This is a genomic window from Geodermatophilus sp. SYSU D00965, assembly GCF_054050075.1.
In genome coordinates this window covers 94,220-115,861 of record NZ_JBJGYQ010000006.1, presented here as the reverse complement: position 1 = coordinate 115,861, position 21,642 = coordinate 94,220, and the positions used below count along the sequence as shown (strand labels likewise).

Below are 21,642 nucleotides of genomic sequence, written 5' to 3'. Positions count from 1 at the left end.
GAGGACCCCCTGCCCCCCTCTCGCGAGCTCGCGGCGGGACCCTGCAGGGGGCCGGGGCCCAGGGTGCGGCGAGCCTCTGGACGGGGCCACACGGGTCGTCGTCCCTGCCTGGCACCCTCGGGGGCATGACCGCGCCGTCGTCCCCCGAAGCCCCCTGGCCGGTCCGCACGGTGGCCCGCAAGGTCGCCGAGTGGATCGGCCGGCTCGGGGAGGTGTGGGTCGAGGGGCAGATCGCCCAGCTGTCCCGGCGCGGCGCGGCGACGGTCTTCCTCACCCTGCGCGACCCCGCCGCCGACCTGTCGGTGCCGGTCACCTGCGCACGCGACGTCGCCGACCGGCCGGGGCTGGAGCTGACCGAGGGCGCCCGGGTCATCGTGCGGGCCCGCCCGGACTACTACATCGCCCGGGGCTCGTTCTCCCTGCGCGCCACGGAGATCCGCGCCGTCGGCCTCGGTGAGCTGCTGGCCCGCATCGAACGGATCCGCCGGCTGCTCGCCGCCGAGGGCCTGTTCGACGCCGCCCGCAAGAAGCCGCTGCCCTTCGCCCCCGCCGTCGTCGGGGTGGTCACCGGCCGGGACAGCGCCGCCGAGCGGGACGTGCTGGTCACCGCGCGGCGCCGGTGGCCGGCCGTCCGCTTCGCCGTCCACCACAGCCTGGTGCAGGGGCCCAGCGCGGCCGCCTCGGTCATCGACGGGCTGCGCCGGCTGGAGGCCGACCCCGCGGTCGAGGTCATCGTCATCGCCCGCGGCGGGGGCTCGGTGGAGGACCTGCTGCCCTTCTCCGACGAGGGTCTCGTGCGGGCGATCGCCGCCTGCCGCACGCCGGTGGTGACCGCGGTCGGGCACGAGACCGACACGACGCTGGTCGACCACGCCGCCGACGTCCGGGCGGCGACGCCCACCGACGCCGCGCACCGGGTGGTCCCCGAGATCGGCGAGCAGCGGCGGCTGGTCGACGGGCTGCGCGCCCGGTCCCGGCACCTGCTGGCGACCCGGCTCGAGCAGCAGGAGCGGTGGCTGGAGAGCGTCCGCAGCCGCCCGGTGCTGGCCTCGCCCGACCGGCTGCTGCACGGCCGCGAGGAGGACGTCGCGCAGCTGCGCAGCCGGGCCCGGCGCACGCTCACCCACCGGCTGGAGGCCGCCGACCGCGACCTCGAGCACGCCCGCGCGCGGGTGGCGGCGCTGTCGCCGGCGGCGACGCTGCAGCGGGGCTACGCCGTCGTCCAGCGGGCCGACGGTTCACTGGTCCGCGACCCCGCCGAGGTGGCCGACGACGAGCGGCTGTCCGTGCGCGTGGCGGGTGGCCGGCTGCCGGTGCGCGTGGACAGGGAGGATGGGCGACCGTGAGCGGACAGGAGCGCGTGCACCGCAGCGCGGCACGAGCGAGGCGCGGAAGGGGACCGAGGACAGCGTGAGCGAGGCCACCGAGCAGCCGACGACGACCTACGAGCAGGCCCGCGAGGAGCTCGCCGACGTGGTGCGGCGGTTGGAGGCCGGCGGCCTGACGCTCGAGGAGTCCCTGACCCTCTGGGAGCGCGGGGAGCAGCTGGCCGAGCTGTGCCAGCACTGGCTCGACCGTGCCCGCGAGCGGCTGTCCGCGTCCGCCCCGGCCGACGGCGCCGACCGGGGCTGACGCCGGTCCGGCCCGCCGGTCGGCGCGCCGCGGGCACGGCCGGCTGATCAGGCCGACCGGGACGCCGCCCCGCTCGGGGCGACCGTGAGGCCGGCGGCGGCGAGGGCCGCGAGGAGACGGTTGGCGGCCTGCACCGGGTCGGTCGAGCCGTCCATGCTCCGGGCGAGCAGGTCGCGCAGAGGCACGTCCTGCCCGGACCGCCGGGCAGGGATCCGGGTCACCATGCCGCAGTCACACGACCCCCCTGTCGCCGGGGGCCAGTGCTTCCCGCCGGTGCACGCGCGCTCGCTCATGCTCGTCGCTCCTCGAGGCCGGGGTCGCCTCGGCTCGGGCGGCGACCGGGGCGTCAGCGTGCACCGACCGGCCGTCCCGCACCCGCCGAGCCACCACGCCGACACGGGACGGACACCAGGTCGTGATGCCCGTCACGGGACCGCAACGTCCGAAGGGCGCTCAGCCGGCCGGGACCGGCTGCACCGCCGCAGCGACCTCCTGCAGCTCGTCGTCCTCCGCCGAGCCGGTGACCAGGACGGTGACCCCGCCGTCCGCGCGCCACAGCACCGTCTCCCCGCGCTCGGTGGTGGAGCGGGTCCACGACTGCCCGGCGACGTCGACCGTCCCCTGCTCCTCGGCGCCGCCCAGCACCCGGGTGACCGGCTCGGCCCGGGCGTCGTCGCTGACGACGAAACCGGCGTACTCCTCCGCCGGCGTCAGGTAACCGATCTCGAGGGTGACCGGGTCACCGTCGGCGGCCCCGCCGGCGTCGGTGCGCGCGCTGGTCGGGCGGTAGCCGTCGGGCAGCCCGGTCGGGGCCACCAGCGGGTAGTCGGCGCGCTCGGCGGCCAGCCGCACGCTGGTGCTGGGGTCGACGACGAGGACCCGCTCCTCCCCGGACTGCTTGAAGGTCACCCAGCCGACGATCAGCAGGCAGATCACGACCAGTGGCGCCAGCGACCGGACCATGTTCGCCGCACTCATCCGGTTGGCCCGCTCGATCGCGGAGGACGGGGCGGGTCGGTCTTCCGTGGGGCGCTCGGTCGTCGGGCGGGGTCCGGTCATCCCCCTAGGATGGCAGGACTGCTCCCCCATCCCGCCGCCCCGGCGCCCGTGGCCGCCTCCAGGGCGCCCCCGAGCCAGCGAGGGAACCCAGGAGGGGGACCGTCCACCTGGAGGTATGCGTGTCCCTGCCCCTGCCCGACGGCCCCACCAGCAGCGGGAGCACGTTCCTCGCCGACCGTCCCGCGCCCGACCGCAACCTCGCCCTGGAGCTCGTCCGGGTCACCGAGGCGGCGGCGATGGCCGCCGGCCGCTGGGTGGGCCGCGGTGACAAGAACGGCGGCGACGGGGCCGCGGTCGACGCGATGCGCGCGCTCATCGGCACGGTGAGCATGAAGGGCGTCGTCGTCATCGGCGAGGGAGAGAAGGACCAGGCGCCGATGCTCTACAACGGCGAGCAGGTCGGCGACGGCAACGGCCCGGAGTGCGACGTCGCCGTCGACCCGATCGACGGCACGACGCTGATGGCCAAGGGCATGCCCAACGCGATCGCGGTCATGGCGGTGGCCGACCGCGGGGCGATGTACGACCCGTCGGCCGTCTTCTACATGGAGAAGATCGCCACCGGCCCGGCGGCGGCCGACGCCGTCGACATCACCGCCCCCGTCGCGGAGAACATCCGCCGGGTGGCCCGGGCCAAGCACTGCTCGGTCGAGGACGTCACCGTGTGCATCCTCGACCGCCCGCGGCACGAGCGGCTGGTGCACGAGGTCCGGGAGGCCGGCGCCCGCATCAAGTTCATCACCGACGGCGACGTCGCCGGGGCCATCGCCGCCGCCCGCGAGGGCACCGGCGTGGACCTGCTCATGGGCATCGGCGGCACGCCCGAGGGGATCATCGCGGCCTGCGCGCTCAAGTGCATGGGCGGCGCGCTGCAGGGCCGGCTGTGGCCCAAGGACGACGACGAGCGGCAGAAGGCGATCGACGCCGGCCACGACCTCGACCGGGTGCTGCAGATCGACGACCTCGTCCGGGGCGACGTGTTCTTCGTCGCGACCGGCATCACCGACGGCGAGCTGCTGCGTGGTGTCCAGTACCGGGCCGGGGGCTGCACCACGCAGTCGCTGGTGATGCGCTCACGCTCGGGCACCATCCGCTCGATCGAGAGCCTGCACTCGCTGCAGAAGCTGCGCGCCTACTCCGCGGTGCCCTTCGACCGCGGCCCGCACGAGGACTGAAAGAGGACCCCGTCCTCCTCACCGCTCGCAGGCTCGCGGCGAGCCTCCGGACGGGGCCGCGCGGGGCCGGGGACGGGACCGCGGGCCCGGCCGGGGTCAGGGCAGGGGCGGTGCGGGCGGCGGGGGCGGGAGGTGCCGCTGGGCGAGCCGGTCCATGATCGCCCGCCAGCGGCTCGGCGACTCCCCCGGGGCGAGGCTCCGCAGCCGCAGGTCACCGAAGACCGTCCGGGCGCGGACGACGACCCGCGGCGTCCCGGCCACCCGCGGCACCGGCGCCAGCTGCGTCCTCCGGTCGCCGAAGACGGTCCAGCCGGAGATCTCGGCGTCCACCCCCTCGGCGACGATCACGTCGACGTCACCGAAGACCGTGCCGAGGACCAGGTCGATCCGGTCGGCGTCGGTGCGCACGTTGCGCAGGTCCAGCCGGATGTCACCGAACACCGTGGAGGCCTGCCGCGGGACGTCGGCGGTGCCCTCGACCTCGACGTCGCCGAAGACCGAGGTGAGCGTCTCGGGCACGCGGGTGCCGACGATCTCGACCGGCGGCGGGGCGTCGGCGGGCAGGTCGGCCACCAACCGGTCGAGGTCGGCGGTGCTGACGGCGGCGTAGGCGCCCTCCACCCGATCCCCGAACTCGTGCAGGTCGATCCGCCCCTCGCCGAGCGCCTTCTGCAGCCGGGTGACCACGGCCTCGCGGTCGGTGTCCGAGGCCCGCACGGGGGGCTGTCCTGGGTCGGGGGCGGCGTCCGGGATCACGGCCCGAACCTAGCCGAGCGGCGGGCGCCCCCAGGACGAGGGCGGCCCTGCCTCGCCCTCCGTCCGGGAGGGGCACGGCCGTCGTCGGGGCGGGTCAGGTCGGGTAGAGCTCGACGCAGGAGGTGTCGGTCGGCTCGTTGCGGCCGCCGCAGGTGAGGCCGTACTCGCCGTAGGGCTGCAGCGACGGGTCCCCGCCGAGGGCGGCCAGCCGCAGGATGTCGCAATAGGCCACGATGCCCTGCTCGCAGCCGTCCGCGACGGCCTGGACGTCCTCGTCCGTCGTCCCGGTGGGCGCCGGGGTGGCCGGCGGCAGGTCGGCCGGGATGCCGCCCGGGACACCGCCGGCCCCGCCCGGGGCGTAGCGGTCCTGGCAGCCGCCGGAGACCGGCTCGTTGCGCCCGCCGCACGTGTCGCCGTAGCTCTCGTACTCGCTGCCGACCTCGCTGTCGGCGTACAGGGTGTCGCAGGCGGCCCAGTCCCCGGTGAAGCAGGCGTCGGCCAGGCCGTCGAGCACCGGGTCGTCGCCGAGCGTGCCCGGCGGCTGCCCCGGCGGCGCTTCCTGCGCCCCGCCGGAGGAGGGCTGCGGGGCGGACGGCCCCTCCGACGTGGACGGGGCCTCCTCGGAGGGCTCGGTGGTGGACGGCGGGGTCTGGGACGCCGGGGTGTCGGTGGCGCTCGGCGCCGTGCCGGGGTCGTCGCCCCGGAGCAGGAAGAACAGCCCGACCGCGACGGCGGCGAGCACGACCACCCCGGTGACGACCAGGGCGACCACCTTGGTCCGCCTGCCGGCTCCGCCGGCGCCACCAGGGCGGCGGCCGGAACCCGGCCCGCCGGGGCTCCCCGGGCCGCCGTGGCCCGGTGGACCGTAGGGAGGCTGGCCGTACGGCGGCTGGCCGTAGGGCGGGGGCTGACCGTAGGGCGGGGGCTGACCCCAGCCGGGATGCTGGCCGTACGGGGACGGTGGGCCGTAGGGCGGTTGCTGGCCGTAGGGGGGTTGGCCGTAGCCGGGCGGCTGGCCGTAGCCGGGCGGCTGCCCGTACGGGGGCGGCGGCTGGCCGTACGGAGGCGGCACGCCGAACCCGGGCGGCGGGGCACCGTACGGGGGCTGCCCCTGCTGCGACTGACCGTAGGAGGGCTGCTGGCCGTAGGGCGGCTGCTGGCCGAACCCAGGCTGGTCGAGCCGGCGGGTGTCCTGGCGCTGCCCAGCAGCCGGCGGGCCCAGTTGCTGCGTCGTGTCGTCCGGCCCGCCGGGGGCACCCTGCCGTGCGGCGTCGTCCGGCCGGCCGGGCCGGCCCCGGTCCCGTGGACCGATCTCCCGGGTGGACTCGTCGGGCCGGTCGTCCGACGGGCCCTGGGCGCCCTGCGGCGGGTACGGCGGCTGGGACATGCTCGGGAGGCTCCTCGGTCCGGGTACCGGACGTCGGCATGGTAGGGGTCCCCCACTGCCACGACCAGGACCGTCGGCCTCCCGCACCCTTCCGCCGGCCCCGTCCAGAGGCTCGCCGCGAGCCTGCGAGCGGTGAGGAGGACGGGGTCCTTCTAGGGTCGGCGCAGCACTGGTCACCACACACCACACCGGGAGCGCAGCGTGGTCGCACAGCAGGACGGCACGGACTACCGCGTCGAGCACGACTCGATGGGCGAGGTACGGGTCCCCGCGTGGGCGAAGTGGCGGGCGCAGACCCAGCGCGCCGTCGAGAACTTCCCCATCTCCGGCACGCCCATCGAGCGCGAGCTCATCGCCGCCCTGGCCGCCATCAAGGGCGCGGCCGCGGAGGTCAACGCCTCGCTCGGCGTGCTGCCGAAGGAGACCGCCGAGGCCATCGGCACCGCCGCCGCCGCCGTCGCCCGCGGTGAGTGGGACGAGCACTTCCCCATCGACGTCTTCCAGACCGGGTCCGGGACGTCGAGCAACATGAACACCAACGAGGTCATCGCCTCGCTGGCCACCGAGTCCCTGGGCTCGGCGGTGCACCCGAACGACCACGTCAACGCCTCGCAGTCGTCCAACGACGTCTTCCCGTCGGCGATCCACGTCGCCGCCACCAAGGCGATCGTCCGCGACCTCATCCCCGCGCTGCGGCACCTCGAGGCCTCCCTGGCTCGCAAGGAGGCGGAGTTCGCCGAGGTCGTCAAGAGCGGCCGCACCCACCTGATGGACGCCACCCCCGTCACCCTCGGCCAGGAGTTCGGCGGCTACGCGGCAGCGGTCCGCTACGGCGTCGAGCGGCTCGAGGCCTCCCTGCCGCGGATCGGCGAGCTGCCGCTGGGCGGCACCGCCGTCGGCACCGGCATCAACACCCCGCCCGGGTTCGCCGCCGCGATCATCGAGCGGCTCGCCGCCGACCTGGACCTGCCGCTGACCGAGGCGCGCAACCACTTCGAGGCGCAGAGCTCCCGGGACGCGCTGGTGGAGGCCTCCGGCCAGTTCAAGACGATCGCGGTCGGCCTGGTGAAGATCGCCAACGACCTGCGCTGGATGGGCTCCGGGCCGCGCACCGGCCTGGGCGAGATCTTCCTGCCCGACCTCCAGCCGGGCAGCTCGATCATGCCGGGCAAGGTCAACCCGGTGATCCCGGAGGCGACGATCCAGGTGGCCGCCCAGGTCATCGGCAACGACGCCGCGGTGACCTTCGCCGGCTCCACCGGCAACTTCGAGCTCAACGTCACCCTGCCGCTGATGGCCCGCAACGTGCTCGAGTCCATCCGGCTGCTGGCCAACGTCAGCCGGCTGCTGGCCGACCGCTGCGTCGACGGCACCACCGCCAACGTCGACCGCTGCCGGGAGCTGGCCGAGTCCTCCCCCTCGATCGTCACGCCGCTGAACAAGTACATCGGCTACGAGGAGGCGGCGAAGGTCGCCAAGCAGTCGCTGGCCGAGCAGAAGACGATCCGCCAGGTCGTCGTCGAGCGCGGCTACGTCGAGCAGGGCAAGCTCACCGAGGCCCAGCTCGACGAGGCCCTCGACGTCCTCTCGATGACCCACCCGTGACCGGGGGCCGGTGGGACGGGACCGGACGGTCCCGTCCCACCGGCCGGGCACGTCCCGGGACGCGCGTGGCAGGTGTGGCGGGCTGCCCGCGCGTCGGCCGCCGGCCCCCTGAGCGGGACGGCCGGCGTTGGCACACTCCGATACGTGACAGTCACGGACCGAAGTGAGCTGGAGCGGCTGGAGTCCATCGCCGAGGACAGCTGGTACGCCGCCGGCCCGATGCCGACCAGCCTGCGGTACCTCACGGGCGTGTTCCGCCGGCACTGGCGCGGTGAGCGGTGCCTGGAGCTCGGGCCGGCCGAGGGGCTGATGACCGAACAGCTCGCCGAGGCCTTCCCCCGCCTCACCCTGGTCGACGGGTCCAGCGCCTTCTGCCGCGACCTCGCCGCCCGGTTCCCCGCGGCCTCCGTCGTCCACGCGCTCTTCGAGGAGTACGCCCCGGAGGAGCAGTTCGACACCGTCGTCCTCGGCCACGTGCTCGAGCACGTCGTCGACCCGGTCGGGCTGCTCGCGCGGGTGCGGCAGTGGCTCGCCCCGGGTGGCGTGGCGCTGGCCGCGGTCCCGAACTCGCACAGCCTGCACCGGCAGGCCGCGGTCCTCATGGGTCTGCTGCCCACCGAGGACGCGCTCAACGAGACCGACCTGCACCACGGGCACCGTCGGGTGTACGACCTGCCCGGCCTGCAGACCGACTTCGCGGCCGCGGGCTGGACCGTCACCGCGACCGGGGGTTACTGGCTCAAGCCGCTGTCCAACGCGCAGACCGCCGAGCAGTGGACCCAGGAGATGCTCGACGCCTACATGCAGCTCGGGGAGCGCTACCCCGAGTCCGCCGCGGAGATCTATGTCGTCGCCGAGCCCTGAGATCGTCCTGGAGGACTCGCTCCGCCGGGTCGAGTGGCAACCGGCCGTCCTCAGCGAGACGCCGCGGCGGCTGGACCTGCTGTCGCTGGCCGCCTCCTGGCCGACGCGCGAGCTGCGCGTCCGGGTGCACCGGAACACCGCCGTCGAGTACGTCGTCTCGCTGCTCCCGCCGTTCCTGGCCTACGCGGGCCTGTCCGCCACGGTCGAGTACAGCGACTACGACGACTCGCTCAGCACCGTGGGCTCCGGGGACGCGCGCGCGGACGTCGAGGTGGTCTGGCTCGACTTCGAGCGCTACGCGGGCACCGATCCGGCCACGCTCGCGGACTGGCTGCGGGAGCGGCTGGCCGCCCTGCGGGCGCGGACCCTCGCGCCGGTGCTGGTCGCGGACTGGCCCGGGACCAGCCCCGCCGCCGCGGCGTTCAACCGGCAGCTGGAGTGGTGGCGCCAGGACGTCCCGGGGCTGGCCGTCGCCGACCTCTCCGCGATCGCCGAGCGCGTCGGTCCGGGGTTCGTCGACCTCCGGGGCAGGGACGTCGCCGGCACCCGGATGAGCGCGGGCGCCGCCGTCCTCGCCGCACAGCGGATGGGCCTGCGCTGGCTGCCCGCGCTGGTCGCGCCGCGCCTCAAGGCCCTGGCCGTGGACCTGGACATGACCCTGTACCAGGGCGTGCTGGGTGAGGACGGACCCGCCGGCGTGGTCCTCACCGACGGACACCGGGCCCTGCAGCAGCGGCTGCGCGACCTCGCCGACGACGGTGTGCTGCTGACGCTGGTCTCGCGGAACGAACCGGCCGACGTCGAGGCCCTGTTCGCCACCCGCACCGACTTCCCGCTCCGGTTCGAGGACTTCTCCGCGCGGGCGATCGGCTGGGGCGCCAAGAGCGACGGCGTCGCCGCGGCGGCGGCCGCCCTGCGGATCTCCCCGGAGGCGGTCGTGTTCGTCGACGACAACGTCGGGGAGCTGGCCGAGGTGGCCGCGGGCGTGCCCGTCGGCGGTCTGCTGCACGCCGCCGACCCCGGGGCGACGGCCACGGCGCTGGCCCTCTTCCCCGGGCTGCACGGCCACCCCCGGACCGACGAGGACGCGCTGCGGGCCGCCGACCTGGCCGCCGCGACCGACCGCGTGCGGCCGTCCGGTGGCGACAGGGACGCCTACCTGCGGTCCCTGCGGGTGCGCCTCCGGCTCGCCCTGGACGACCCCGGTCAGGTCGCCCGGATGGCCGCGCTGGCGGCGAAGACCAACCAGTTCAACGCCGCGCTGCGCCGGACGGCCCCCGCGGAGTTCGGCTCCTGGCTGGCCGGCGGCGACGTCCACGTCGTCACGGCGGCGCTGGGTGACCGGCTCTCCGACAGCGGCGTCGTCGCCGTCGTCGCCGGACGCCGCGGCGCCGGTGACCGCCTCCTCGTCGAGGAGCTCTGCATCAGCTGCCGGGCGCTCGGGCGGGACGTCGAGGACGTCCTGCTGGCCGCCGCCCTCGGCCGGCTGATGGAGGTGACCGGCACCGGGTCCGCGGCGGTGGTCTACACGCCCGGGCCCCGCAACGAACCCGCGCGCGGCTGGCTCGAGGAGCACAGCAGCACACCCGTGGACGCGCCCGGCGAGGTCTCCCTCCCGTGGGACCCGGCCGCGTGCCGCGCTCTCGTCAGCGGCTCCCCCGTCGCTGTGACCTGGGAAGGACAGGAATGACCCACCACGACGTCGAGGCACGCGTCAACCACGTGCTCTCGCTGGTCCTGAAGCTGCCGAGCCCGCCCGAGGCGCCGCTCGTGCGGACCGAGGTCCCGGAGTGGGACTCGCTGAGCCACATCGAGATCATCTACGCCGTCGAGGAGAGCCTCGGGATCACCTTCTCCGAGGAGGAGATGGCAGGGCTGGACGGCTCGGCCGCGATCGTGACGGCGGTGGAGCGGCACCTTGCGGCATGACCTCCGGCTGGAGGGGCCGGCGTTCCGGCTGAGACCGGTCGAGCTCTCCGACGCCGCCGAGATCCTGCGGCTGCGCAGCGACCCGAGCCGGTCCCGCTTCATCCACACCACGGCGCCCTCGGTCGAGGCGCAGGAGCGGTGGCTGACCGACTACTTCGCGCGCGACGGCGACCTCTACTGGGCCGTCGAGCGGCACGACGGCGACGTCGAGGGCTTCGTCGGCATCTACGACATCGACGGCCCGACGGCCGAGTGGGGTCGCTGGGTGCTGCGCACCGGGTCCCTGGCGGCGCCGGAGAGCGCCTGGCTGGTCCACGAGGCCGGCTTCACGCTGCTGGCGCTGGACTCCCTGGTCACCCGCACGCTGGTGGAGAACCGTCCGGTCGTCGCCTTCCACGCCCGCTACGGAGCCGAGGTCGTGCGCACCATCCCCGGCTACGCCCGGATCTCCGACGAGGTGCACGACGCGGTCGAGGCCCGCATGACCGCGCAGCGGTGGGCGACCGCCGGCCCCCGGCTGATGACCATGGCCGAGCGGGCCGCCGGCCTGCTCCGCCGGACGGCGCCCCGCCTGCACGCGGTCTGACCGTGCGCCCTGCCGCGCCCGGTGGTCAGCGCTGCAGCAGCTCGACCAGGCCCCGGCTGCGGAGCATGGCGAAGGCCACCGGGCGGCCGTCGAAGGCGACGGCGGGCGCGGGCGCGGACACCACGCGGTGACCGGCGCTGCGCAGCCGGGCCAGAGCGCCGTCCAGGTCGTCGGTCTCGTAGCAGACGTGGTACATCCGCACACCGCGGTCCAGCCAGGCGATGACCGGCGACCGGTCGTCGAGCGGCTCCAGGAGCTCGACCCGGAACGCGCCGAGGACCTGGAAGGAGCCCCGGATCCGCTGGTGCCGGTCGACGAAGACCGGCCCCTCCGGCGCGTAGCCGAGCTCGGCGTGGGCGGCGGCCTCGGCGGCGAGGTCGCGGCAGGCCAACCCGACGTGGTGGAACGACAGCCCGGCCAGCGGTGCGGGGCCCGCCGCCCCGGCGTCCTCGTCCCCCACCCGTAGCTCCCCCACCGGCCGGCTCCCGTCCCCCGTCGTCCGTGCCGGTCATCCTGCCCCCTGCCGATGGAGAAGCTGTGACGTCCCTGTTCGACACCCGCCACGATCGGCGCACGCGCCTCCCGGGTCGCCGGGCGACCGACTGGAACCCGCCGCCGGAGGGCAACGGGGCCGGTTGCCGGATCGTCGACCTGCCGCGGGTGACCGACCCGCGGGGCAACCTGACCTTCCTCGAGGGCGGCTCCCAGGTGCCCTTCGACATCGCCCGCGTCTACTACCTGTACGACGTCCCGGGCGGGGAGTCGCGCGGCGGGCACGCCCACCGGGAACTCGAGCAGCTGATCATCGCCGCGGCCGGCAGCTTCGACGTCGTCGTCGACGACGGCACGGAGACCGCGCGCTTCCACCTGAACCGCTCCTACTACGGCCTCTACCTCCCCCGCCTGACCTGGCGTGAGCTGGGCAACTTCTCCAGCGGCAGCGTCTGCCTCGTCCTGGCCTCCCAGCGGTACAGCGAGGACGACTACTACCGCGACTACGACGAGTTCCTCGCCGCCCGTCGACTGGCCGACGGGGGCGGGCGGTGACCGGGGCGCTCACCCGCCGGACGGTGCCGTTCCTGGACCTGCGCGCCCTCCACGACGAGCTGCAGGCCGAGCTGGACGACGCGGCCCTGCGCGTGCTGCGCAGCGAGCGGGTGCTGCTGGGCCCCGAGTTGGACGCCTTCGAGCAGCGATGGGCGGGGTACGTGGGCGCCGCGCACGCCGTCGGCGTGGGCAGCGGCCTGGATGCGCTCACCCTGGGGCTGCGCGCCCTCGGCGTCGGTCCGGGGGACGACGTGCTGGTCCCGTCGCACACGTTCGTCGCCACGTGGCTGGCCGTCGTCCACGCCGGGGCGGCGCCCGTGCCGGTGGACGTCGACCCCGTCACGGGCGTGTGGGAGGCCGACGCGGTCGAGGCGGCGATCGGCCCCCGCACGCGGGCCCTCCTCCCCGTGCACCTCTACGGCCACCCCGTGGACCTCGACCCACTGCTGGCGGTGGCCGAACGGCACGGGCTGGCGGTCCTGGACGACGCTGCACAGGCGCACGGCGCCCGCCACCGGGGGCGCCGGGTCGGGGCACTGACCTCCGCCACGGCGTGGAGCTTCTACCCCGGCAAGAACCTCGGCGCGGTCGGCGACGGCGGTGCGGTCACGACGTCGGACCCCGACGTCGCCCACCGCCTGAGGTCCCTGCGCAACTACGGCTCGACGGAGAAGTACGTCAACGACGAGGTCGGCTGGAACAGCCGGCTCGACGAGCTCCAGGCCGCGTTCCTGTCGGTGAAGCTGGCCCGGCTGGAGGAGTTCAACGCCCGGCGGGCGGACGTGGCCCGGCGGTACGACGACGGCCTGTCCGGAACGGAGCTGGCCCTGCCGTCGACCGCGCCGTGGGCCACCCCGGTGTGGCACCTGTACGTCGTCCGGACGCAGGACCGCGACGCGCTGCGCGCCCACCTCGCCGAGGCGGGCGTCGAGAGCGGGGTCCACTACCCCGTGCCCCCGCACCGGCAGCCGGCCTTCGCCGGGACCCCGCTCGCCCAGTCCTCCCTGCCGGCCGCGGACACGCTGGCCCGCGAGGTGCTCAGCCTGCCGATGGGGCCGCACCTGTCCGAGGCGGACCAGGACCACGTGATCGACGCCGTCCGGTCGTTCCGCCCCTGACCCCGGCACCGGGACGGACCCGTTCCACCTGACTAGTCCCCCGCCGATATCAGCAGGAGAAGGCTGCAGGGCGTCCGCCGATGCCGCCGTGCCGACAGGAGGCAGACCACGATGCACCGAGCTCCAGCCTGGGCCCTCCCCCGCCTGCGGGAGAACCGCGAGCGATACGACCGGTCGGTCCGGGTCGTCCGCCACCGCGCGGAGGCCGGAGACGGAGAAGGCGTCCTGCGCAGCGCCACCGTGGCCGCCAACTTCGCCTGGCGGTCGCCCGTCGGGATGCTCAACGACCCGGAGCTCGAGCGGCTGGTCGTCCGTGCGGTGGGCGGTGGCGGCGGACGGACGCACGTGGACGGCCGTCGGACGACAGGGCGGGTGCTGCACGTGCTCTCCGAGGCCTACGACCTCGGCGGGCACTCCCGACTCGCATGGCGGTGGATCGCCCGCGACCCTCGCCGCAGCGACGTCGCGCTGACCAACCAGCACACCCCGCTGCCGGAGCCCCTGCGGTCGGCCGTCACCGCGTCCGGCGGTCGGGTCCACGACCTGCGCAGCGACTTCCCACCCCTCGTCGCCCGGGCCGAGGCACTGCGCCGGCTGATGACCGACGTCGACGTCGTCGTGTACCACGTCCACCCGTACGACGCGGTGGCACTGGCGGCGGCGAACCTCCCCGGGGCACGTCCACCCGTCGTCTACGAGAACCACGCCGACTTCAGCTTCTGGCTGGGACTGGGCTGCACCGACGTCGTCAGCGACTTCATGGAGCGGGGGCGGACGTGGTCCCGGGAGCTGCGTGGGATCCGGCCCGACCGTCTCGCCGTGCTCCCTCTGCCGGTGGACGAGGTGGCCCCCACCCTGCCGGCCGCCGAGGTGCGCCGGCGCCTGCAGGCACGCCCCGACGACGTCGTCGCGCTCACGGTGGCCGCCGCGGCCAAGACCGCACCCGTGTGGGGTCGAGGCTTCGACGACCTGCTCGGCCAGGTGCTCGCCGCCCAGCCGCGTCTCAAGGTCGTCCTCGCGGGGGTGGGAGCCGGGGGGACCTGGTCGGACCTGGCCAGGCGCTTCCCCGGACGCCTGGCTCTGCTGGGACCCGTCCAGGACCCGTACTCCCTGTACGCCGCGGCTGACGTGTACCTCGAGTCGTACCCCGTTCCCGCCGGCACGTCGGTCCTCGAGGCTGCCATGGCGGGGCTCCCGGTCCTGGCTCTGCGGGACCTCACGGCACGACACGGTCGCGCGCAGCTCTTCCACGCCGACTCCCCCGGTCTGGCCGGGGGCCCGCACACCGTGGCGACGGAGTTCGACTACCTGAGCCGACTGCGCAAGCTCGTCCGGGATCCTGCGCTGCGTGCCGAGCGCGGGGCCGCGGCGCGCGACGCGGTCCGCGCGGCGCACGCCGACGCCGGCTGGTCGGCCGCCCTGGAGGGGCTGTACGAGCAGGCCCGGTCAGCGGCCGCAGCGGAACTCGACGAGTACCCGGAACCGATCGTCGACCCGGACTACGGCGCGATGCTGCTGGCGTTCGTCGCATCCGGGAACTCGACGCCGGAGCTCGTGGAGGTCGCGGCTCCGCTCGGACCGCAGCTGGACGACCGTCTGGTCTGCGACCTGTTCGTCGCGAGCAACCAGGACAGCGGGTCCACCTTCTCGGTCCGTGTCAGCCCCGGTTGGGAGGACCGACCCGACTGGACCAGGCGGCTGCTCGCGCTCGCCGCGCGGCACCCTCGCCTCGCGGTCAGCCTGCCCTTCACGGCGCGGGACGACGCGTCCGGGTCGCGGAGCGTGGCGCACGTGACGCGGCTGCTCGCACTGAACGGCAACACCACCGAGGACTGCGGCAGCGTCAGCCTGGACGCGAGTGCGCCCTCCTTCCCCGGCCTGTGTGCGACGGGAGAGCTCCCGCTGACGCTCGACGCCCTGGACAGGGTCGAGGCGGTGGTGTCGTCGCCGCTCTGGGACACCGCGGCCGAGGAGGCGCTCCCCGTGGCCGTCGCCGCTCCGGCCACCTGACGCCGGCACCGCACCAGAATTCGGTGGCCGCCGTGCCGCACGCAACGAGAAGGCAGTAGCGTCCGGGGTTGATGAGCGAGACAGCGAGCGCACCCGCCGGCACCGCCGACGTATCCCTGCGCTATCCCGGTGGAGAACTGCCCCTGCGCGTGGTCCCGGCCACGGAAGGGGCCGACGGAATCGACACAGGCAAGCTGTTGTCGACGACCGGAACGGTCGCCCTCGACATCGGCTTCGTCAACACCGCGTCCTGCACGTCGGCCATCACCTACATCGACGGCGACGCCGGTGTCCTGCGGTACCGCGGGTACCCCATCGACCAGCTCGCCGAGAAGGCCAGCTTCATCGAGGTCAGCTACCTGCTGATCTACGGGGAGCTGCCCACGGCCGAGCAGCTGGCCGACTTCGACTCGCGGATGCGGCGGCACACCCTGCTGCACGAGGACCTCAAGCAGTTCTTCAAGGGCTTCCCCCGCGACGCGCACCCGATGCCGGTGCTCTCGTCGGCGGTCAGCGCCCTGTCGACCTTCTACCAGGACTCGCTGGACCCGTTCGACGACGAGCAGGTCGAGATCTCCACGCTGCGGCTGCTGGCGAAGCTGCCGACGATCGCCGCGTACGCCTACAAGAAGTCGGTCGGCCAGCCGTTCCTCTACCCGGACAACTCCCTGGGCCTGGTGGAGAACTTCCTCCGGATGACCTTCGGCTTCCCCGCGGAGCCCTACGAGGTCGACCCGGAGATGGCCAAGGCCCTGGACATGCTGTTCGTCCTGCACGCCGACCACGAGCAGAACTGCTCGACCTCGACCGTGCGCCTGGTGGGCTCCTCGAACGCCAACCTGTTCGCGTCGGTCTCGGCCGGCATCAACGCCCTCTTCGGCCCGCTGCACGGCGGCGCCAACCAGTCGGTGCTGGAGATGCTCGAGGCCATCCAGCGCGACGGCGGGGACGTAGACCGGTTCGTCGAGCGGGTCAAGAAGAAGGAGCCCGGCGTCAAGCTGATGGGCTTCGGCCACCGGGTCTACAAGAACTACGACCCGCGCGCGGCGATCGTGAAGAAGACCGCCGACAACGTGCTGGCCAAGATGGGCGGCAACAACGAGCTGCTCGACCTGGCCCAGCGGCTGGAGGAGATCGCGCTCAGCGACGACTACTTCATCCAGCGCAAGCTCTACCCGAACGTCGACTTCTACACCGGGCTGATCTACCGGGCGATGGGCTTCCCGACCCGGATGTTCACCGTCCTGTTCGCGCTGGGCCGGCTGCCCGGCTGGATCGCCCAGTGGCGCGAGATGATCGCCGACCCGGCGACCAAGATCGGCCGGCCCCGGCAGGTCTACACCGGGGAGAAGGAGCGGTCGTTCGTGGAGATCGCCGACCGCTGAACCGGCCCTGCTGCAGGGTCCCGCCGCGAGCTCGCGAGCGGTGGGGGCAGGAGAGTCCTTCCGCAGAGGTCCCGTCGTCCGCCCGGACGGCGGGACCTCGGCGTCTGCGCACCCGCTCTGCCAGCATGAACGACGCCTCGCCGCTGCCCCCGGGAAGGAGCCCCATGGCCTCGTCCGACGACGACCTGGTCCTCCCGCCGGTGCCGCTCGCCACCGGCGGCGTGGTCCGCCTCGACGGCGCCGACCGGCGGGTCGCCTCCGTCGAGCTCGTCGTCTCGACGGAGGACGGCGGACAGCTGCGCATCCCCCTCGAGCACCACCACGGCGCCTGGTGGCCGCCGCAGGACCCGACCCCCGGTAGCGACTGACGCGTACGCCGAACGGGTGTCACCACTGATCCACCCTCCCCCGGAGGGGTGAGGCCGTCCCCCGGCCCTCTCCGGCGCTCCCCCCGCTCCGTCGATACGACGGCCGAGAGCTCCGCACGCCGCGGAGCCGGCCGCGTACGACGAGACCGCCCGGGGGACCCACAGTGCCTGCACCACGCACGAAGGCGTCCCGCCCGGGCACGGCCCGGGAGAGCACGGCTCGTCAGGCGGCCGTCCGCGAGGCCGCGCTGCGCCAGGCCGCCCTCCGCCAGACCGGCACCGCCGCGGCGCCCGCGAAGGCCGGCTCGCCGTCCCGCGGCGGCGCCCGGCGACCGGTTACCCGGGCCGGGACCACGGCCCGGCCGCCGCTCACCGCCCAGGAGGCCGCGGCCCTGCGCGCGGCCCTCGCCGCCCGCACCGCCGGTACCGCCCCCGGGACACCCGCTCCGGGGACCCGCCCGACCCTCCGTCCCGGCGCGACGGCGGCCCGCCGTCCCGGTCCGTCCGCGGCTCGCCGTCCCGCCGCCGGCTCTGCAGCCCGTCGGAAGGCTGCCGGCACGCGCCCGCGTCGCCGCCGGACCCCGGTGGACCGGCGCCGCTGGTCGACCCGCATCGTCCTGGCCGCCCTGGGGCTCGTGCTCCCCGTGCTGGCCGGGCTCCTCGCGCCGGGCACCCAGCCGGCCGGCACCGCGGCCGAGCCCGCCGACACCACGGGCCTCGCCCTGGCCGCCCAGGGGTCCATGCTCGACAGCGCCGACCGCTACCGGAGCCTCCAGCAGACCCTGGCCGACCGGCGGGCCGAGCTGGACCGCGCCCGCGAGGCCGAGGACACCGCGCGGGAGCACCTGGCGACCGCGCAGGCCGCCGTCGGTGCGCGCGCCGCCACCCTCTACCGGGCCTCGGCCGCGGAGCGCGCGCCGCTGCTCGGCCTCAGCGTGGACCGCCCCAAGGCGACCTCCGACGTCCTGTACGCGCAGGGCGTCGCCGACCTCGGCCAGCGCGACCTGGCGACCACCGTGGCCCGGGCCGACCGCGCCGCGGCCGACGTCGCCGTGGCCGTGGACCGGGTGACCACCGCGGAGGCCGCCGTCGCCGCCGTCTCAGGGCAGGCCAGCGCCGTCCTCGACGGGCTCCGGGGCACCGTGGCCGGCCTGGGCACGGACGTCGTCGCGGCGCTCGCCGGCCTGGGCACCGGCCCCGCGACCGGCGCCCAGCAGGAGACCAACCAGCAGGCGCTGCGCCGGTGGCAGGACCACCTCGCGCAGCTGTCCGGCGCCGGGATCGAGCCGCCCTCGGCGGCCGACCTGGCCGACCCGGCGGCCCTCCCGGCGGGCCTCTCCCCCGCCCTGGACGGCTCCGGCCGGCCGGTGCCGGGGATCGCGTGGGCGGTCGTGGGCAACCAGCCGGTGACCGTGCTGCCGGCCGAGACCATCGCGGCGGTGAGCAGCGCCCTGGCCCAGGTGGGCAAGCCCTACGTGCCCGGCCTCGCCGGTCCCGACGCCTACGACTGCGGCGGGCTGGCGTCCGGCGCCTGGCTGCTCGCCGGGTACGCGCTGCCGTCCTGGCCGGCCGACCAGTGGGCGGCCGGTGCGGCGGTGCCCCTGACGGAGCTCCAGGTGGGCGACCTCGTCTTCGCCGACGGCGGCACCGACGTCGGCATCTACCTCGGCGCGGGCCAGGTCGTCGCGGCCTCCGCGGCCGGGTACCAGGTCGGCGTCCGGACCATGTCCGACGTGACCGGGGCGGTGCGGGTCACCCTGCCGGCGCCCGCCCAGCCGAACGGCCTCCGGCCCACCGGGACCGCCGGCCGCGGCGCGTGCGGCGCTCCCCCGGCGCCGGCGGGCGGTGCCAGCCCGGCGTGGGGCGGGTGGTCCAACGGGCTGATCCCGTCGGGTGCGCTGTGCTCGATCGCCCGGGGCCACGCGCTGCGCTGCGACGCCGCCGCCGGCTACGCGGCGCTGGCCGACGCCTTCGCGGCCGCCTTCGACCGCCCGCTGTGCATCACCGACAGCTACCGTTCCCGGGCCGTCCAGGAGACCGCGTTCCGGGTCAAGCCGCAGCTGGCGGCGGTGCCCGGCACGTCCAACCACGGGTGGGGCCTGGCCGTCGACCTGTGCGGCGGCATCAACGTCGCCGGGACCCCCCAGTCGGCGTGGATGGCCGCCCACGCCGAGCGGTTCGGGTTCATCCAGCCCGACTGGGCCCGGCCGGGCGGCGAGAAGCCCGAGCCCTGGCACTGGGAGTTCGGCCACCTGGCCTGAGAAAGGACCCCCTGCAGGGCCCCGCCGCGAGCTCAGAGCGGTCGGTCGGCCCCGCTGCAGGGGCCCGCCGCGAGCCTGCGAGCGGTGGGGGGCAGCGGGGTCCTTCTAGAGCCAGCGAAGGGTTGCGAGCTGGCGCCAGGGCAGGCGCACGCACGCCTCGCCGGTCTCGCCGGCCAGCCGGGCGGCGACGGCGGCCCCGGCACAGGCGACGGGGGAACCGGGCGTGACGACGACGTGGACGTCGTCCGCCTCGAGGCCCGCCGCCGTGATGCGGTGCAGCAGGGACTCCGGCGCGGCCAGGACCGCGGAGGCGAGCAGCGGCACCTCGGGGTGCGACCACAGCGCCACGGGCCCCTCGACGCGCAGTACGCCCTCGACCGCGGCGGCACGGCCGGCCGCGGCCCGACGGACGCGCTCGACGGTCCGCCGGTCGGCGCCGGGCGACGGTGTCCAGGGCAGCGCCGAGCGACCGCGACGGACGGCGACCCGCCAGCCCACGGCGGTCTGGCTGCGGTCGGTCCAGTCCAGGACGGCCACGCCGTCCTCCGCCGCGACGGTGTCGGGCACCGGGCGGGTGTCGAGCCAGGCGACGAGGGCGGCGGCGACCGCCTCGGGCCCGCCGCCCACGCGGGCGTCGGTCAGGTCCTCGGCGAGGTCCCGCAGCGGCACGCGCAGCCGCCGTTCGGCCTCCTCGACGACGAGGAGCGGCCCGTCGACGCGGTCGTCGACGACGGCCAGGCGCAGGTGGGCCGTGGCCAGTGCCGGGACCACCTCGTCGGCGGCGCGGCGCAGGTCGGCGACGGTCACCGGCGCGGGCCGCAGCCGGGCGAGCAGGCCGGACCCGCCGAAGGAGCCCGGGGTCACGCGCGTCCCCGGCCGAGCGCGCGCACCAGCGGCGCCGGCAGCCCGGGCAGTCCCAGCACGCTGGCCAGTTCGCGCGCCGACAGGCGGACGGGCAGCACGTCGGCCGCCCAGCCGGTCACCCGGCGCACGCGTGCGGCGGTGTCCGGCCAGACCGCGTCGCGCGCCGCGGCGACGTGCAGTTCGGTGAGCACGTCGGCCAGGTGGACAGCGGCGACCGGGTGCACGGAGGCGTCGTCGATCGCGGTCCGGACCACCTCGGCCAGCAGCTCCCGGTCGGCGCCGGTCAGCCAGTGCGGCACGAGGACGTCGGGCATGGGCTCCCCGGCGGCGAGGGCGCTCACCGGGCGCCGTCCCGGGCCGGCACGGTCCCGCTCGCTCGGCGGCTCCCCGTGCAGTTGCTCACGGAGGACTTATCGGCAGGCGCGCACCGCAATCGACCCGTGTGCCGGCCATTTCGGCCCAACGGAACGAGTCAGTCCGCGAGCTCGGCCAGCCGGTGCTTGAGCGCCTTCTCCACCCGGTCGGCGTGCACGTTCATGTTGCGCACCGAGGTCCCCAGGTCGGCCGACAGCTGCGTCTTCGTCCGGCCGCCCCACGTGGTGAGGTACCAGGTCGCCCAGCCGAGCACGTTCGGCTGGCCGGCGCGCTGGTCGGGCCGCGCGGTCGGGTCCGGCGCGCAGGCGGCGGTCAGCGCGTGCGACAGCAGCGTCTGCTCCGCCTCACCCATGATCTCGTCGGGCGCCTCGTGCGTGTCCGGCAGCATGATCTCCGCGGCGTCGGGACCGCCGTCGAGGGTCTGCAGGTTGCGCAGCCCGTTGAGCGTCGCCACCGTCTGGGAGTTGCGCCGCAGGGTCGCCACGCTCTGCCCCATGTACGCGGCCAGCTCCCTCTCGCTGGGCTTGCGCTGGTGCTCGGCGAGGAAGGCCGCGATCGCCTTCTGCTGCTTGTTCTCCGTGTCCGCCGCGGTCCGGCCGTGCGCGTTGCGCCCCAGGTCGTGCACCCACTTGGACAGCTGCGTGGCCAGGAACGCGCCGAAGGGCACGCCCTTGGTCTCGTCGTACTGGCCGACCGCCTTGAGGATCCACTCGCTCACCTGCTGGGTGAGGTCGTCGGGGTCGGGCAGGTGCAGCCGGATCGTGCTCATGTTGCGCTGCAACCGCTTGAGGCTGACCGGCAGGTAGTGCCGGCACAGCTCGTCGAGGTAGGCCGGCGGCAGGTCCCGCGGGGCGCGCCGGCGGACGTCGGTCTCCGCGCGCAGCCCCACCGTGGTGCAGCCGCGGCCGGCGCACCAGGCGCGCACCCAGTCGGCGAGCACCTGCGCGGTCCCGCAGGCGCCGTCCACCCGGTACAGGCCCTCGCCCTCGTCGTAGCTGACCGTCACGCCCTCGGGCAGCTCCCGGCGGAACTCGGCGATCGGCAGCTCGCGGTCGACCCGGAAGTGCACCCGGTCGCGGGGGGTGATCGGGGCGAGGGCCCAGCCCTCGGCCTCCGGGATGCCGCCGAACACCAGCGGTGCGCGGAGGCGCGCGGCGGTCGGGTCGGTGGGGACGTCGATGGTGGTGCGGTGGTTCACCGGGACTCCTGGGCGACTGTGGG

22 protein-coding genes are annotated in these 21,642 nt (G+C 75.4%); 14 read left to right on the top strand and 8 right to left on the bottom strand.

Annotated features, from left to right (window positions below; genetic code table 11):
• Positions 1–125 precede the first annotated feature (125 nt).
• Both xseA and ACI789_RS07595 read left to right on the top strand, forming a co-directional pair.
• Positions 126–1,346: an exodeoxyribonuclease VII large subunit gene (gene xseA / locus ACI789_RS07600; RefSeq protein WP_457007665.1), complete on the top strand. Its 1,221-nt coding sequence runs from the start codon at positions 126–128 to the stop codon at positions 1,344–1,346.
• Positions 1,347–1,410: 64 nt separating this feature from the next.
• Complete coding sequence (locus tag ACI789_RS07595; RefSeq protein ID WP_457007663.1) at positions 1,411–1,632, top strand: exodeoxyribonuclease VII small subunit; 222 nt, start codon at positions 1,411–1,413, stop codon at positions 1,630–1,632.
• A 47-nt stretch (positions 1,633–1,679) separates the two neighbouring features.
• On the opposite strand, the gene ACI789_RS07590 is transcribed toward ACI789_RS07595, so the two are convergent.
• A complete protein-coding gene (locus tag ACI789_RS07590) occupies positions 1,680–1,817 on the bottom strand; it encodes a hypothetical protein (protein ID WP_457007661.1) in 138 nt (45 codons plus the stop codon).
• A gap of 268 nt (positions 1,818–2,085) precedes the next feature.
• Positions 2,086–2,691, bottom strand: a complete 606-nt coding sequence (locus ACI789_RS07585) for a DUF4245 domain-containing protein (protein ID WP_457007659.1) — start codon at positions 2,689–2,691, stop codon at positions 2,086–2,088.
• A gap of 119 nt (positions 2,692–2,810) precedes the next feature.
• Here ACI789_RS07585 and glpX point away from each other — a divergent pair, with 119 nt between their 5' ends.
• Positions 2,811–3,866 carry a class II fructose-bisphosphatase gene (gene glpX, locus ACI789_RS07580; protein ID WP_456918755.1) on the top strand — a complete coding sequence of 352 codons (1,056 nt, stop codon included), beginning with the start codon at positions 2,811–2,813 and terminating at the stop codon, positions 3,864–3,866.
• A gap of 96 nt (positions 3,867–3,962) precedes the next feature.
• Here glpX and ACI789_RS07575 read toward each other — a convergent pair whose 3' ends face one another.
• Positions 3,963–4,583: a DUF1707 domain-containing protein gene (locus ACI789_RS07575; RefSeq protein ID WP_457007657.1), complete on the bottom strand. Its 621-nt coding sequence runs from the start codon at positions 4,581–4,583 to the stop codon at positions 3,963–3,965.
• Between the two features lie 133 nt (positions 4,584–4,716).
• Positions 4,717–6,009, bottom strand: coding sequence for a hypothetical protein (locus ACI789_RS07570; RefSeq protein ID WP_457007655.1), 1,293 nt, complete (start codon positions 6,007–6,009; stop codon positions 4,717–4,719).
• Positions 6,010–6,210: 201 nt separating this feature from the next.
• Here ACI789_RS07570 and ACI789_RS07565 point away from each other — a divergent pair, with 201 nt between their 5' ends.
• The 5 genes from ACI789_RS07565 to ACI789_RS07545 all read left to right on the top strand — a co-directional run bounded on the left by ACI789_RS07565 (position 6,211) and on the right by ACI789_RS07545 (position 10,993).
• On the top strand, positions 6,211–7,614 hold the full coding sequence (locus ACI789_RS07565; protein ID WP_457007653.1) for a class II fumarate hydratase: 1,404 nt from the start codon (positions 6,211–6,213) through the stop codon (positions 7,612–7,614).
• Between the two features lie 144 nt (positions 7,615–7,758).
• Positions 7,759–8,478, top strand: a complete 720-nt coding sequence (locus tag ACI789_RS07560) for a class I SAM-dependent methyltransferase (protein WP_457007651.1) — start codon at positions 7,759–7,761, stop codon at positions 8,476–8,478.
• A complete protein-coding gene (locus tag ACI789_RS07555; RefSeq protein ID WP_457007649.1) occupies positions 8,459–10,168 on the top strand; it encodes an HAD-IIIC family phosphatase in 1,710 nt (569 codons plus the stop codon). The genes ACI789_RS07560 and ACI789_RS07555 overlap by 20 nt, the downstream gene beginning before the upstream one ends.
• Positions 10,165–10,407, top strand: coding sequence for an acyl carrier protein (locus ACI789_RS07550; RefSeq protein WP_457007647.1), 243 nt, complete (start codon positions 10,165–10,167; stop codon positions 10,405–10,407). Before ACI789_RS07555 ends, ACI789_RS07550 begins: the two co-directional genes overlap by 4 nt.
• Entirely contained in the window at positions 10,397–10,993 is a 597-nt protein-coding gene (locus ACI789_RS07545; protein WP_457007645.1) for a GNAT family N-acetyltransferase, read from the top strand. The genes ACI789_RS07550 and ACI789_RS07545 overlap by 11 nt, the downstream gene beginning before the upstream one ends.
• Positions 10,994–11,018: 25 nt before the next feature.
• Here ACI789_RS07545 and ACI789_RS07540 read toward each other — a convergent pair whose 3' ends face one another.
• Positions 11,019–11,453: a VOC family protein gene (locus tag ACI789_RS07540; protein ID WP_457007643.1), complete on the bottom strand. Its 435-nt coding sequence runs from the start codon at positions 11,451–11,453 to the stop codon at positions 11,019–11,021.
• A 77-nt stretch (positions 11,454–11,530) separates the two neighbouring features.
• Here ACI789_RS07540 and ACI789_RS07535 point away from each other — a divergent pair, with 77 nt between their 5' ends.
• From ACI789_RS07535 to ACI789_RS07510, 6 genes are all read left to right on the top strand, one after another.
• Positions 11,531–12,040 (top strand): sugar 3,4-ketoisomerase, encoded by a 510-nt coding sequence (locus ACI789_RS07535; protein ID WP_457007641.1) that lies wholly within the window; start codon positions 11,531–11,533, stop codon positions 12,038–12,040.
• Positions 12,037–13,158, top strand: coding sequence for a DegT/DnrJ/EryC1/StrS family aminotransferase (locus ACI789_RS07530; protein ID WP_457007639.1), 1,122 nt, complete (start codon positions 12,037–12,039; stop codon positions 13,156–13,158). Before ACI789_RS07535 ends, ACI789_RS07530 begins: the two co-directional genes overlap by 4 nt.
• A gap of 111 nt (positions 13,159–13,269) precedes the next feature.
• Complete coding sequence (locus ACI789_RS07525) at positions 13,270–15,168, top strand: hypothetical protein (protein ID WP_457007637.1); 1,899 nt, start codon at positions 13,270–13,272, stop codon at positions 15,166–15,168.
• A 71-nt stretch (positions 15,169–15,239) separates the two neighbouring features.
• Positions 15,240–16,553, top strand: coding sequence for a citrate synthase (locus ACI789_RS07520; protein WP_457007635.1), 1,314 nt, complete (start codon positions 15,240–15,242; stop codon positions 16,551–16,553).
• Positions 16,554–16,717: 164 nt separating this feature from the next.
• Positions 16,718–16,921, top strand: coding sequence for a hypothetical protein (locus ACI789_RS07515; protein ID WP_457007633.1), 204 nt, complete (start codon positions 16,718–16,720; stop codon positions 16,919–16,921).
• A 584-nt stretch (positions 16,922–17,505) separates the two neighbouring features.
• The gene (locus ACI789_RS07510) at positions 17,506–19,182 is read left to right on the top strand and encodes an NlpC/P60 family protein (RefSeq protein ID WP_457007631.1); all 1,677 of its coding nucleotides are present in this window, start codon (positions 17,506–17,508) and stop codon (positions 19,180–19,182) included.
• Between the two features lie 105 nt (positions 19,183–19,287).
• Here ACI789_RS07510 and ACI789_RS07505 read toward each other — a convergent pair whose 3' ends face one another.
• The 3 genes from ACI789_RS07505 to ACI789_RS07495 form a co-directional block, all read right to left on the bottom strand.
• Positions 19,288–20,046 carry a hypothetical protein gene (locus ACI789_RS07505; protein WP_457007629.1) on the bottom strand — a complete coding sequence of 253 codons (759 nt, stop codon included), beginning with the start codon at positions 20,044–20,046 and terminating at the stop codon, positions 19,288–19,290.
• Complete coding sequence (locus ACI789_RS07500) at positions 20,043–20,387, bottom strand: hypothetical protein (RefSeq protein WP_457007627.1); 345 nt, start codon at positions 20,385–20,387, stop codon at positions 20,043–20,045. The genes ACI789_RS07505 and ACI789_RS07500 overlap by 4 nt, the downstream gene beginning before the upstream one ends.
• 131 nt (positions 20,388–20,518) lie before the next feature.
• Positions 20,519–21,619: a flagellar biosynthesis protein FliA gene (locus tag ACI789_RS07495; RefSeq protein WP_457007625.1), complete on the bottom strand. Its 1,101-nt coding sequence runs from the start codon at positions 21,617–21,619 to the stop codon at positions 20,519–20,521.
• Positions 21,620–21,642 lie beyond the last annotated feature (23 nt).

What these genes read in the sequence shown, in the direction of transcription:
- xseA (WP_457007665.1), top strand. Translation starts at nt 126, where the DNA reads ATGACCGCGCCGTCGTCCCCCGAAGCCCCCTGGCCGGTCCGCACGGTG.
- ACI789_RS07585 (WP_457007659.1), bottom strand. Translation starts at nt 2,691, where the DNA reads ATGACCGGACCCCGCCCGACGACCGAGCGCCCCACGGAAGACCGACCC.
- ACI789_RS07570 (WP_457007655.1), bottom strand. Translation starts at nt 6,009, where the DNA reads ATGTCCCAGCCGCCGTACCCGCCGCAGGGCGCCCAGGGCCCGTCGGAC.
- ACI789_RS07555 (WP_457007649.1), top strand. Translation starts at nt 8,459, where the DNA reads ATGTCGTCGCCGAGCCCTGAGATCGTCCTGGAGGACTCGCTCCGCCGG.
- ACI789_RS07550 (WP_457007647.1), top strand. Translation starts at nt 10,165, where the DNA reads ATGACCCACCACGACGTCGAGGCACGCGTCAACCACGTGCTCTCGCTG.
- ACI789_RS07525 (WP_457007637.1), top strand. Translation starts at nt 13,270, where the DNA reads ATGCACCGAGCTCCAGCCTGGGCCCTCCCCCGCCTGCGGGAGAACCGC.
- ACI789_RS07520 (WP_457007635.1), top strand. Translation starts at nt 15,240, where the DNA reads ATGAGCGAGACAGCGAGCGCACCCGCCGGCACCGCCGACGTATCCCTG.
- ACI789_RS07515 (WP_457007633.1), top strand. Translation starts at nt 16,718, where the DNA reads ATGGCCTCGTCCGACGACGACCTGGTCCTCCCGCCGGTGCCGCTCGCC.